Genomic DNA, 12,397 nt, shown 5'->3' on the forward strand with positions numbered 1-12,397 from the left:
AGCAGCTTGCGGCCGGAGTGCAGCAGCTCGCGCAGCGTCGACCCGTCCACGTACTCCATGAGCGCGGGGAACTGCGCGACCAGCCCCGGCCGGAGCGTCAGACGAAACGCTGCCCCGCCGACCCGTCGCACTTCTGCAGCCGTACGGGGTCCTTCGCCGACGCCAGCGTGAGGCACAAGCCACCCGCCGCGGCAGGCCGCATGGTGGACCCGTCCCGCACGAACCGCTGGTTCGCACCGCCGTGGCAGTCCCACAGCACCACGGCCGTCCCCGCCGCGTACTTCCCGCCGGGAACGTCCACGCACCGGTCGTGCGAGAGCGCCGTCCGCAGCGCCCCGGTGCCGGAGTCGTAGGCCCACTCCTGGTTGCGGTTGCCCGTGCAGTCCCAGCCGCCGACGGTCGTGCCGTTGCGGCTGCTCGCCCCGTACGCGTCGACGCAGGAGCCCGTGGCCTCGTTCTTCAGGGGCCGGAAGGCGTCGTCCCAGCCGCCCTTGGTCAGGGCGGGCGTGCCCGTGCTCGCGGGGTCGGCGCAGCCGGCCTCCTGCCAGCCGGAGCGGTACAGCTGCGTCAGGCAGGACGCGAACGCGCCGTGGCCGCGCTGGTTGGGGTGGAAGGACTGCCGGACGGAGTTCTCGTTCGGCGGGAAGGGGTTGGTCACGTCGACGTACAGCCCGCGGGCCCACGTGTTGTCCGTGCACACCTCGTGGCCGTGGAAGAGGCGGGAGTTGTCGAGGTAGAGGGCCCCGGTGTCGCGGGCGGCCTTGCGCATGCCGCGCTCGAAGGCGGGCACGGCCGCGTTGCGGCCCCAGCCGGCGTCGGAGGTGTAGCCGACGCAGCCGCCGGGGAGCTTGCCGGGGAAGGACGGGTTGTCCTCGAAGTCGGGGCCGATGGGGCTCGGGTAGCCCATCAGGACGAGCTTGTAGTCGCCGTCGGCGTAGCCGGCGTCCTTCATGACGGTGCGCAGGTCCCGTACGGTCTGCTCGACCTTGGGCACGAGGCCGTCGACGCGGGCCTGCCAGCCGGGGGCGTACTTGGGCTCGCAGGGGCCCTGGAGGGTCAGGTAGCGGGTGACGCAGTCGGTGATGACGGGCCCGAACTGCAGGTCGTCGTTGGCTCCGGCGACGAGCAGGATCAGCTTCACCCGGGTGTTGCGAGCCTTGATCGCGAGGCTGTCGCTCTGGACGAGCTCGTCCGCGTACTGCTTGCTGCCGCCGATGCGGATGTTGGCGGTGGAGGCGCCGGAGCAGGCCACGTTGTACGTGACGTCCGCGGGGATGCCGGTGCGGTGGACGGCGGCCTCGGGCGAGCGGTGGCACCAGTTGTCCGGGCCGTTGGTGCCCGGCTCGTACGTGCCGACGCCCTCCCCGGAGATCTCGCTGTCGCCGAGCGAGAGCAGCGAGCTCTTGCGCTCCGCGAGGGGCCGCTCGGCGGCGTCGCCGTAGAGCTTCACGGCCTCGGCCGCGCGGATCCTCTCCAGCTCCGGCGCGAGGGGGGTGGACGCCGCGGCGCGCGGCTGGGCGGCCGCCGCGGGGCCGGTGACGGTCAGTCCGCCGAACGCCGCCGCGGCGGCGGCGAGCGCGGCGAGTGAACAGCGCAGGGTGGGTCTGCGTGTCATGGAGCCTCCCCGATTTCAGTTGTTACCCGCGGTATTTACTAGGCGGTAGTGCCCGAGGGGAACACCGTGAACCGGACAAACGCTTGGTTTGTCAGGAGGTAAGTGACGATGACCGACGGAGAGCAGTACCGGACCGAGCACGACTCGATGGGCGAGGTGAGGGTGCCGGCCGCGGCCAAGTGGCGGGCCCAGACCCAGCGCGCCGTGGAGAACTTCCCGATCAGCGGCCAGCGGCTGGAGCGGGCGCACATCGAGGCGCTGGCCCGGATCAAGGCGGCGGCGGCGAAGGTCAACGCCGAGCTGGGGGTGATCGACCGGGACGTGGCGGAGGCGATCGCCGCGGCGGCCGGGGAGGTCGCCGAGGGCCGCTGGGACGACCACTTCCCCGTGGACGTCTTCCAGACCGGCTCCGGCACGTCCTCCAACATGAACGCCAACGAGGTCATCGCCACCCTGGCGAGCGAGCGGCTGGGCCGCCCGGTGCACCCCAACGACCACGTGAACGCGTCGCAGAGCTCCAACGACGTCTTCCCGTCGAGCATCCACATCGCGGCGACGGCCGCCGTCACCGGCGACCTCGTGCCCGCGCTGGAGCACCTCGCCGAGGCCCTGGAGCGCAAGGCGGAGGAGTTCTCCGGGGTCGTCAAGTCCGGCCGCACGCACCTGATGGACGCGACTCCCGTGACGCTGGGCCAGGAGTTCGGCGGCTACGCGGCGCAGGTCCGCTACGGCGTCGAGCGGCTGCGCTCCTCGCTGCCGCGCCTCGCCGAACTGCCGCTCGGCGGCACGGCCGTCGGCACCGGCATCAACACGCCGCCCGGCTTCTCGCCCGCCGTCATCGCCGAGGTCGCCCGCACGACCGGGCTGCCGCTGACCGAGGCCCGCAACCACTTCGAGGCGCAGGGCGCCCGCGACGGCCTCGTGGAGACCAGCGGCCAGCTGCGCACCGTCGCCGTCGGCCTCACCAAGATCGCCAACGATCTGCGCTGGATGGGCTCGGGCCCGCGGGCCGGCCTCGCCGAGATCAGCCTGCCCGACCTGCAGCCCGGCTCCTCGATCATGCCGGGCAAGGTCAACCCGGTCGTGTGCGAGGCCGTGCTGATGGTGGCCGCCCAGGTCACCGGCAACGACACGGCGGTCGCGACCGCGGGCGCCGCCGGGAACTTCGAGCTCAACGTGATGCTCCCGGTGATGGCGAAGAACGTCCTGGAGTCGGTGCGGCTGCTCGCCAACGCCTCCCGGCTGCTGGCCGACCGCACGGTCGACGGCATCGTCGCCAACGCCGAGCGCGCCCGCGAGTACGCGGAGTCGTCCCCGTCCGTCGTCACGCCCCTCAACCGCTACATCGGCTACGAGGAGGCGGCGAAGGTGGCGAAGAAGTCCCTTGCGGAACGGAAGACGATCCGCGAGGTCGTCCTGGAGTCGGGGTACGTCGAGCGGGGCCTGCTGACCCTGGAGCAGCTCGACGAGGCGCTGGACGTACTGCGGATGACGCGTCCGTAGGTGCCGGCTCCCGCCGCCGCGGCGGAAGGAGGTGCCGGCCACCGGCCGGATCCGTTCCGCCGCCGCGGCGCGCAACCCCGTACGGCGAGGGTCCGGCGGAATCCGCGGCCACGGCCGCCACCGCGCCGGCCGGCAACGATCGCGCGTGCGGCGAACATCACGGCGCACCCGTGCCCCCCGCACCTAGGATCTCCGCATGACAGCGGACGCGGACGCGGTGGACACGACGGGCACGGCAGGCACACCCTCATGGGCGCCGGGGGACCAGATCCTCTGGCGCTACCGGGGCAACGCCACCGACCGCGTCCACATCTGCCGCCCCGTCACCGTAGTGCAGGACACCGCGGACCTGCTCGCCGTCTGGGTCGCGCCGGGCACCGCGTGCGTGCGCCCGCTGCTCGCCGACGGCACCCCCGTCCACCAGGAGCCGCTCGCCACGCGCTACACCAAGCCCCGCACCACGAGCGTCTCCCCCTGGTCCGGCACCGGGGTGCTGAAGCTCGCCCGGCCCGGCGAGCCGTGGTCGGTGTGGCTGTTCTGGGGCCGTGACTGGCGCTTCAAGAACTGGTACGTGAACCTTGAGGAGCCGCTCGCCCGCTGGGCGGGCGGCGTGGACTCCGAGGACCACTTCCTCGACATCGCCGTCTACCCGGACCGCAGCTGGCAGTGGAAGGACGAGGACGAGTTCGCGCAGGCGCAGCACGCGGGGCTGATGTCCGCCGGGCAGGCCGAGCGGGTGCGCGCCGCCGGCCGCGCCGCGGTCGAGCGCATCGAGGCCTGGACCGCGCCGTTCGCCGCGGGCTGGGAGGACTGGCGGCCGGACCCGGCCTGGCCCGTGCCCGCCCTGCCGGCCGACTGGGACCGTTCCCCGGCCCGGATCCGGGCATGATCGGCGCGGATTCGACGGCAAGGCGGCCAACCGCTTGGCAGCGGCCCGCCGGGCAACCGTAGGATCGGCCTCCGTGGTACTGCACAGCAGCACGGCGAGCACGGCACGAACACAGCACGGCATGTGACGCTGGTTCAGGTACTTAAAGGGAACTCAGGGAACAGGGCCGACGGGCACAGGGAGGGCGGGCGCCGTGAGCGGTGACGAGAACCGGCGGGACTACGACGGCTACGCCCGCCCGGGGCTGGACCGCAGCGGGCAGGCGGAGGCCTTCGACGCGATCGGCCCCCGCTACGACGAGGCCTTCCCGCACAAGGAGGGCCAGCTCGAAGCGGGCGCCTGGCTCGCGGCGGAGCTGCCGCCCGGCTCCCGCATCCTCGACGCCGGCTGCGGCACCGGCCTGCCCACCGCGCGTCAGCTGGCCGACGCCGGCCACCACGTCGTGGGCGTCGACCTCTCCCCCGGCATGCTGGAGCTGGCCCGGGACAACGTGCCCAAGGCCGAGTTCCACCTGGCGGACCTGGCGGACCTGCGGGACGGCCGCCTCGGCGTCTTCGACGGCGCGGCCGCGTTCTTCTCGCTGCTGATGCTGCCCCGCGCGGAGATCCCGTACGCGCTGCGGATGCTCCACGGGCTGCTGAGACCCGGCGGGCTGTTCGCCCTCTCCATGGTCGAGGCGGACGTGGACGACTACGCGATCCCGTTCCTGGGCAACACGATCCGGGTATCCGGATACCTGCGGGACGAACTGCGCCAGGTCGTGCGCGAAGCGGGATTCGAAGTCGCCGGGGAGAACTCGCTGGCGTACGCCCCGGCGAGTACGGACGTGCCACCCGAGATCCAGCTCTTCCTCAATCTGCGACGCGCCTGACCCACGGTGCACCCGCGCGAGCGGGCGCACGGTCCCGACGGATGGAACCCCACGCGTGACGGAGCACACCGACTCCCACGGAAACCAGCGGATCGCCGCGGTGCGGCAGGCCGCTGCCCCGGAACCGGAACCGGGCCGCCCCCGCCCGGCCCCCGAGCCGGGGCCGCAGAGCGTGCCGGCCCAGCGCCGCGAGGACGCCCACGCGGGCACCCGCCCGGCCGCGGACGACCCGGCGGTCGCCCCCGCCCCCGCCCGCACGCGCGCGAGCTCGCACCCCGAGCCGGGCGAGGCGGCGGCGACCGGTTCGCCGGCCGGCGCCGCCTCCGCCGCGCTGCCCGCGGGCGTGGCCGAGCGGACCCCGGACGCCGTCGCTGACAACGATGCCCGGAAGCCCGCCGCGTCCGGCGCGGAGCGCCCCGCGCAGGGCGACCCCGCCGCGCGCCCGAAGAGCACCACCGCCCCGGCGGACATCGCCGGCCGCCCGGAGCCGGCCGGCCCCGAGGCCACCGCAGCGGGCACCCCGGTCCCGCGGGCGAAGGGTGCCTCCGTCGCCGCCCCGGCCGCCGGTCACCCCGGCCCGGCCGGACCGGACGGCGCCGGTGCGCAGGCCGCCGCGCCCGCGGAGGACACCGGCCGCCGCCCCGCCGACGGGGCCGGCCACCCCGCCGGAGGCGAGCGGCTGCGGTTCGTGGGAGCCGCCACGCGGCGGATCGCCCGCGGCATCGACCTGGACGAGATCGTGCTCGGCCTGTGCCGGGCCACCGTGCCGACGTTCGCCGACGCCATCCTGGTCTACCTGCGCGACCCGCTGCCCGTCGGCGACGAGCGGCCCGTCGGCCCCGTCGTCCTGCGGCTGCGCCGCACCGACCAGCTGCCCGACCACGTCCGCGGCACCGAGGGCGACGCCGCGGACCCCGAGGCCGAGCGCCCCGAGCCCGTGCCGGACCTCGCCGGCTGCGCCGCCGAGCGCTGCGAAGTGCGCATAGGAGGGCCGCTCGCGGAGGTGCTGCGGGGTGTCAGACCGGTCTTCGGGGACTCCTCCGCCGCGCGGGCGGCCCTTCCCGAGCTGCTCGGCGACGACCGGCCCGTCCCGGACCGGCGGCGCACGATCCTGGCGCCGCTGCGGGGGCGGCGCCGGGTGATCGGCGCCGCGGTCTTCGTCCGCCGCCCGGACCGGGCCGCGTTCGAGAACGACGACCTGCTGGTGGCCGCGCAACTGGCCACGCACACCGCCCTGGGCGTCGACAAAGCCGTCCTCTACGGCCGCGAGGTCTACATCGCGGACGAGCTGCAGCGCACGATGCTGCCCGACTCGCTCCCCCAGCCCACGGGCGTCCGGCTCGCCAGCCGCTACCTGCCGGCCGCCGAGACGGCCCGCGTCGGCGGCGACTGGTACGACGCCATCCCCCTGCCCGGCAACCGGGTCGCCCTCGTCGTCGGCGACGTCATGGGCCACTCCATGACCTCCGCCGCGATCATGGGCCAGCTGCGCACGACCGCGCAGACCCTGGCGGGCCTGGACCTGCCCCCGGCCGAGGTGCTGCACCACCTCGACGAGCAGGCCCAGCGGCTCGGCTCGGACCGCATGGCCACCTGCATGTACGCGGTGTACGACCCGGTCGCGCACCGCATCGTGATCGCCAACGCGGGGCATCCGCCGCCGATACTGCTGCACCGCGGCGGCCGCGCCGAGGTCCTGCGCGTCCCCCCGGGCGCGCCCATCGGCGTGGGCGGGGTCGACTTCGAGGCCGTGGAGCTGGACGCACCCGCGGGCGCGACGCTGCTGCTCTACACCGACGGCCTGGTGGAGTCGCGCATCAGGGACGTGTGGACGGGCATAGAGCAGCTGCGCGAGCGGCTGATCGAGACCGCCCGGCTGACCGGCCCCAACCCGCCGCCGCTGGAGCCCCTGTGCGACGAGGTGCTGGGCATGCTCGGGCCGGGCGACCGGGACGACGACATCGCCCTGCTCGCCGCCCGCTTCGAGGGCATCGCCCCGAGCGACGTCGCGTACTGGTTCCTGGACCCGCGCCCGCAGACGGCCCGCCAGGCGCGCCGGCTCGCCCGCCGCGCGCTCACCCGCTGGGGCCTGGAAGAGCTCACGGACGCCGTGGAACTGCTGGTCAGCGAGGTGATCACCAACGCCGTGCGGTACGCCGAACGGCCCATCACGCTGCGCCTGCTGCGCACGGACGTGCTGCGCTGCGAGGTGGGCGACGACGTGCCGCAGCTGCCGCGGCTGCGCCAGGCGCGGCCCTCGGACGAGGGCGGCCGCGGGCTGTACCTGGTGAACCGGCTGGCCCGGCGGTGGGGCGCGACCCGGCTGAGCACGGGGAAGGTGGTGTGGTTCGAACTCGCCTTGCCGGGCACCTGCCGGTGAGGGTCCCGGCGCGTCACCCGTAACCGGCGCGCCCGGCAACGTCACCGCAACGTCACCCCTACGCGGTGCGGCAATTCCCGGGGACAACCCCCGGACCCCCGGCCGTAACCGGAGCGCCCCGCAACATCACTCCTACGCGGTAAAAATCTGGACAGTGTCCAGACCGCCGTTGCCGACACGACGTCGGCGGAGTTCACTGGCGAGGTGGAGGGCGGCACTGCCGCGCGCCCTCACCATCCCCGTACCGGGAGGCGTCCCATGACCGATCCGGCGCAGCAGACCCCGTACACCACGAACAACGTCGGCATCCCCGTGGAGAGCGACGAGCACTCGCTCACCATCGGTGACACCGGCCCCATCCTGCTCCAGGACCACTATCTGATCGAGAAGATGGCCCAGTTCAACCGGGAGCGGGTGCCCGAACGGGTGGTCCACGCCAAGGGCGGCGGCGCGTACGGCAGCTTCCGCGTGACCAACGACGTCAGCCAGTACACCAAGGCGGACCTCTTCCAGCCGGGCCGCAGCACGGAGGTGCTGGCCCGCTTCTCCACGGTCGCGGGCGAGCAGGGCAGCCCCGACACCTGGCGCGACCCGCGCGGCTTCGCGCTGAAGTTCTACACCGAGCACGGCAACTACGACCTGGTCGGCAACAACACCCCGGTCTTCTTCGTCCGCGACCCGATCAAGTTCCAGGACTTCATCCGCTCGCAGAAGCGCCGCCCCGACAACGGCCTCCGCGACAACGACATGCAGTGGGACTTCTGGACCCTCTCCCCCGAGTCCGCCCACATGGTCACGTGGCTGATGGGCGACCGCGGCGTGCCGCGCACCTGGCGGCACATGAACGGCTACGGCTCCCACACCTACATGTGGGTCAACGGCGGCGGCGAGAAGTTCTGGGTCAAGTACCACATCAAGACGGACCAGGGCATCGAGTTCTTCACGCAGGCGGAGGCCGACCGGATGGCCGCCGAGGACGCCGACTTCCACCGGCGCGACCTCTTCGACGCGATCAAGGGCGGCAACGCCCCCTCGTGGACGATGTACGTCCAGGTGATGCCGTTCGCCGACGCCCCGGACTACCGCTTCAACCCCTTCGACCTCACCAAGGTGTGGCCGCACGGCGACTACCCGCTGATCGAGGTCGGCCGGATGACGCTCGACCGCAACCCCGACGACTTCTTCGTCCACATCGAGCAGGCCGCGTTCGAGCCGTCCAACCTGGTGCCGGGCATCGGCCCGTCGCCCGACAAGATGCTCCTCGGCCGGCTCTTCTCCTACCCGGACACGCACCGCTACCGCATCGGCCCCAACTACGCGCAGCTCCCGCCGAACCGCGCGCACTCCGCCGTCCGCTCGTACGCGAAGGACGGTGCCATGCGCTACGAGCCCTCGCGCGTGGCCCGCCCCTACGCCCCCAACTCCTACGGCGGCCCCGCGGCCGACACGCAGCGCTTCGGTGACGTCGCGGGCTGGCAGGCGGCGGGCGAGATGGTGCGCGAGGCGTACAAGCTGCACCGCGAGGACGACGACTGGGGCCAGGCGGGCACGATGGTCCGCAAGGTCCTCGACGACGCCGCGCGCGACCGCCTCGTCTCCAACGTCGCCGGTCACGTCAGCAACGGCGTGAGCGGGCCGGTGAAGGAGCGGGCGCTGCAGTACTGGCGCAACATCGACAAGGAGGTCGGCGACCGCATCGCCACGAAGGTCAACGGCGGCTGAGCGGCCTCCCCTTACGGGGCGTAGCGGAGGATTCCCTTACGGGGCGTAGCCGGAGAGGACGGTGCCGTCGGGGTAGGCCAGGAAGACCACCTGCCCCACGGCCAGGGCCTGCGGCACCCGCCGGGCCCTGGACCACTCGTGGCCGCCGTACCTCTTGCCCTCTCCGAGCCGCGCCCCGCGGTCGAGGCCGTGGGGGTAGAGCTTGTCGTCCGTGACGACGAGGGCGCCGTCCCCGCCGAGCACCGGCACGCTGTCCTTGAGGTCGTCGGCCCACAGCCGCTCCCCGGAGGCGAGGTTGTAGCCGGCGAGTTCCCGGTCGCCCTGGACGACGAGGACGCCGCGGTCCCCGACCGCGGGGGCCGCGGCGATGCGGACGCCGGGGGCCAGCACCGTACGGGGCTCCAGGGTGCGCGCGTCGAGGACCTTGACCCCGAGGTCACCGCCCAGCGCGCACAGCAGGGCGTCCTTGTGCGCGAGGGCCATGGCGCACATGAGGCCCGGGCGGCGGGCGGCTTCCTTCCCGTCGCGGGTGCCGAAGGCGTACGTGGTGGTGGTCGACGACAGGTAGAGCCTGTCACCGTGCACGAGCAGGGTGCCGCCCAGGTCGGCCTTCTGCTCCGTCTCCCACAACTGCTCGTGGCCGGCGTCGGCGCGGTGGGCCGTCATGCGGGTGCCGGGCTCGTCACCGTCGGCGCTCCAGACGGCGTACAGGACGCCGCCGGACAGCTCCATCGCGCTGAGGAAGGTGCCGGCCGGTGCCGTGATCGACCAGCGCGGCCGTCCGCCGGCGGAGTCGACGGCGGTGATGCCGCGGCCCTGGGGAACGTACGCGATGCCGTCGGCGACGGCGGGGGCGGGCATCTGCGCCTTCGCCCCTCCCTCGGCGGGGATGCTCCACAGCCGCTTGCCCGTCGCCGCGTCCAGGGCCGTGGCCCCGCCGGCGGCGGTGCCGCAGACCAGGGCGGGCCCGGTGAGGGCGCAGGCGGTCGCCCCCACGTCCAGGCGGGTGTTCCAGGGAGACCAGCCCGCCGGGCGGGCGGACCGGTCGCGGGCGGCGGCCCCGAACTCGCCGCTGTGTCCGGCGTTGCCGTAGGGCGGGACGATGCGCGCGGCCTTGGCGCCGCTCGCCGCCGGGGCGGCCTCCGCGGCCGCGGCGCCCCGGTCCTTGCCCCCGGTGAGCTGCGGGAACGCCACCGCCGCCCCGATCGCCGCGGCAGCGAGGAACGCGGCCGCGCCCGCCAGTACCGCCTTGCGGCGTGAGCGCCGCGGCGCGGGCTGCCCGGGCACGGCCGGGGCGTGCCCCAGCCGGGTGGGGGCGTGCGGGACGGCCGGCGGGTGTCCGGGCCGCGGCGGCGCGTGGACCGCGAGCCCGGGGCCGGCCACGTCTCCTCCGCCGCCACGGTGATCAGCCGCGACGGTGATGTCCGGCGGTGCCGAACCCGCCTCGGCCCGTACGGCAGCGGCCGCCGCCGCCTCGTGTCCGGCGATCAGGGCCCGTACGCCGTCCGGCCACTCGCAAGGCCCGCCGGACAGCCGTCCGATCAGCTCCTGCGGCGTGGGGCGGTCGGCCGGTCCGAGGGCGAGGCAGGCGGTGACGGTTTCGCGCAGGCCGCCGGGCAGGGCCGCGAGCACGGCCGGGTCGGCCTCGGCGCGCGAGATGCGGTAGACGACGGCGGCAAGCTCGTCGTCGTCGAACGGGCCGCGCCCGGTCGCGGCGAAGCACAGCACGGCGCCCAGGCAGAAGACGTCGGTCGCGGCGACGACGGCGCGACTGCCCTCCAGGTGTTCGGGCGCCATGAAGCCCGGCGTGCCGACGACGAGCCCGGCGGTGGTCAGGGCGGTGGCGTCGAAGGCCTGGGCGATGCCGAAGTCGATGAGCCGGGGACCGTCCGCGGCGAGCAGGACGTTGCCCGGTTTGAGGTCGCGGTGCAGGACGCGGGCGGCGTGCACGTCGGCCAGCGCCCGCGCGAGGCCGGCGCCCAGGGCGCGCACGGCGCCGGCGGGCAGCGGGCCCGTCCGGGCGACGGCCTCGGCCAGCGAGGGGCCCGCGACGTACTCGGTCGCGAGCCACGGCAGGGCGGCCCCGGCGTCGCCGTCGACGAGAGCGGCCGCGTACGGGCTGCGGACGGCCCGTGCGGCGGCGATCTCCCGGCGGAAGCGGGTCCGGAACTCGTCGGTCAGGTCGAGGTCCTGGCGGACCGTCTTGACGGCGACGAGCCCGGGGGCGGCGCCGTCCGCGCGGCGCGCGAGGTACACCTCGCCCATGCCGCCCGCGCCCAGCGTGCCCAGCAGGCGGTACGGGCCGGCCGTGCGCGGCGGCCCGGTGAGTGGTTGCGGCACGTGTGGGTCCCCTAGTGCGGCAGCTCGACCGAGCGGACGGCGCCCTGGTCGTAGACGATGTGGACGACGCCGCCGGCGGGCAGGGCGATGGGCGGCCGGACGGACTTGGCGATGTCGACGCCGTTCTTCTTGTCGTAGGCGGGCTCGGAGCGGTCGCCGGGGGCGCCGTCGACCGGCGTCCTGAGCACCTTCCCGCCCGCGAGGGGCATCCGGTGGAGGGCGTCGTTGGAGGCGTACAGCACCTGGTCGCCCACGATCAGCGGCGTGGACACCAGCAGCCGGGGGGCGAGCCCCGGCGACACCGGGACCGGGCGGAACGCCGTCGGGGCGTTGCCCGTGCGGTCGATGACGACCACCGCCGGGCCCTTGGCGTCCGTCCCGGCGAACACCTTGTCGTTCGCCGCCGTGACGTGCGGGGCGTGCGCGCCGCCGACGCCCGTCAGGGGCGTGGCCGTACGGGGGGCGAGCGTGCGGGCGTCGAGCTGGTGCATGGTCAGGTGCTCGCTTCGGGCGTTCCCGCTGTGCTCGCCGCACAGGACGGTGTCGTTCTGGACGAGGATCTCGCCGCAGCCGTTCGCGACGGGCTCGCTCTCGCCGCGCTCGGCGCCGGTGGCCGCGTCGTAGGCGCTCACGCCGCGCTCGGAGCGGGCGTAGACGATCCCGTCCTTGGCGGCGACCGGGGCGAAGTCCTGCTGGAAGGCGCGGGCCAGCTGCACGCTGGCGAGGCGCTTGTGCCACAGCTCGCGGCCGTCGGCGAGGTCGTAGGCGTACAGGTCGTAGCCCTGGCCGGCGACGTTGACGCCGACGAAGGCACGGCCGTCGGCGACGAGGGGCTTGCCCTTGAAGGAGCCGCCGCCTTCGGGGCTCTTCTCCCAGCGCACGTTGCCGCTCGCCGCGTCCCGGGCCTGGACGCGGCCGCCGGCCGCGACGACGGCCGTGCCGGAGCGGAGTGCCGGCGGCAGGCCGCCGCCGGGGATGATGACCAGGCCGGTCGGGCTGATCGTGGCCGTGGTGCCGGCCTCCTCCGGCCGCTCGACGGGGTCGTACCGCCACAGCTTCTTGCCGTCCTTGGCGCGG

8 protein-coding genes are annotated in these 12,397 nt (G+C 74.5%); 5 read left to right on the forward strand and 3 right to left on the reverse strand.

Annotation, left to right across the window (positions count from 1 at the left end; genetic code table 11):
• Nucleotides 1-97: 97 nt before the first annotated feature.
• The gene (locus ACSNOH_RS28445; RefSeq protein ID WP_436724303.1) at nucleotides 98-1,615 is read right to left on the reverse strand and encodes a ricin-type beta-trefoil lectin domain protein; all 1,518 of its coding nucleotides are present in this window, start codon (nucleotides 1,613-1,615) and stop codon (nucleotides 98-100) included.
• A 108-nt stretch (nucleotides 1,616-1,723) separates the two neighbouring features.
• On the opposite strand from ACSNOH_RS28445, the gene ACSNOH_RS28450 reads away from it, so the two are divergent.
• The 5 genes from ACSNOH_RS28450 to ACSNOH_RS28470 all read left to right on the forward strand — a co-directional run bounded on the left by ACSNOH_RS28450 (nucleotide 1,724) and on the right by ACSNOH_RS28470 (nucleotide 8,980).
• A complete protein-coding gene (locus ACSNOH_RS28450) occupies nucleotides 1,724-3,118 on the forward strand; it encodes a class II fumarate hydratase (protein WP_436724304.1) in 1,395 nt (464 codons plus the stop codon).
• A 196-nt stretch (nucleotides 3,119-3,314) separates the two neighbouring features.
• Nucleotides 3,315-4,007, forward strand: coding sequence for a cytidylyl-2-hydroxypropylphosphonate hydrolase (gene fomD, locus ACSNOH_RS28455; protein ID WP_436724305.1), 693 nt, complete (start codon nucleotides 3,315-3,317; stop codon nucleotides 4,005-4,007).
• 193 nt (nucleotides 4,008-4,200) lie between these two features.
• Nucleotides 4,201-4,878 (forward strand): class I SAM-dependent DNA methyltransferase, encoded by a 678-nt coding sequence (locus ACSNOH_RS28460; RefSeq protein WP_436724306.1) that lies wholly within the window; start codon nucleotides 4,201-4,203, stop codon nucleotides 4,876-4,878.
• Nucleotides 4,879-5,050: 172 nt separating this feature from the next.
• Nucleotides 5,051-7,258 (forward strand): SpoIIE family protein phosphatase, encoded by a 2,208-nt coding sequence (locus tag ACSNOH_RS28465; RefSeq protein ID WP_436724310.1) that lies wholly within the window; start codon nucleotides 5,051-5,053, stop codon nucleotides 7,256-7,258.
• Between the two features lie 258 nt (nucleotides 7,259-7,516).
• Nucleotides 7,517-8,980: a catalase gene (locus tag ACSNOH_RS28470; RefSeq protein ID WP_436724307.1), complete on the forward strand. Its 1,464-nt coding sequence runs from the start codon at nucleotides 7,517-7,519 to the stop codon at nucleotides 8,978-8,980.
• A gap of 36 nt (nucleotides 8,981-9,016) precedes the next feature.
• On the opposite strand, the gene ACSNOH_RS28475 is transcribed toward ACSNOH_RS28470, so the two are convergent.
• A complete protein-coding gene (locus ACSNOH_RS28475; RefSeq protein WP_436724308.1) occupies nucleotides 9,017-11,320 on the reverse strand; it encodes a protein kinase domain-containing protein in 2,304 nt (767 codons plus the stop codon).
• A gap of 11 nt (nucleotides 11,321-11,331) precedes the next feature.
• Nucleotides 11,332-12,397 (reverse strand): outer membrane protein assembly factor BamB family protein (locus ACSNOH_RS28480; RefSeq protein ID WP_436724309.1); only part of this gene is annotated, 1,066 nt, incomplete at its 5' end.

It is taken from the genome of Streptomyces sp. URMC 127 (genome assembly GCF_051386535.1).
Lineage (GTDB): Bacteria > Actinomycetota > Actinomycetes > Streptomycetales > Streptomycetaceae > Streptomyces.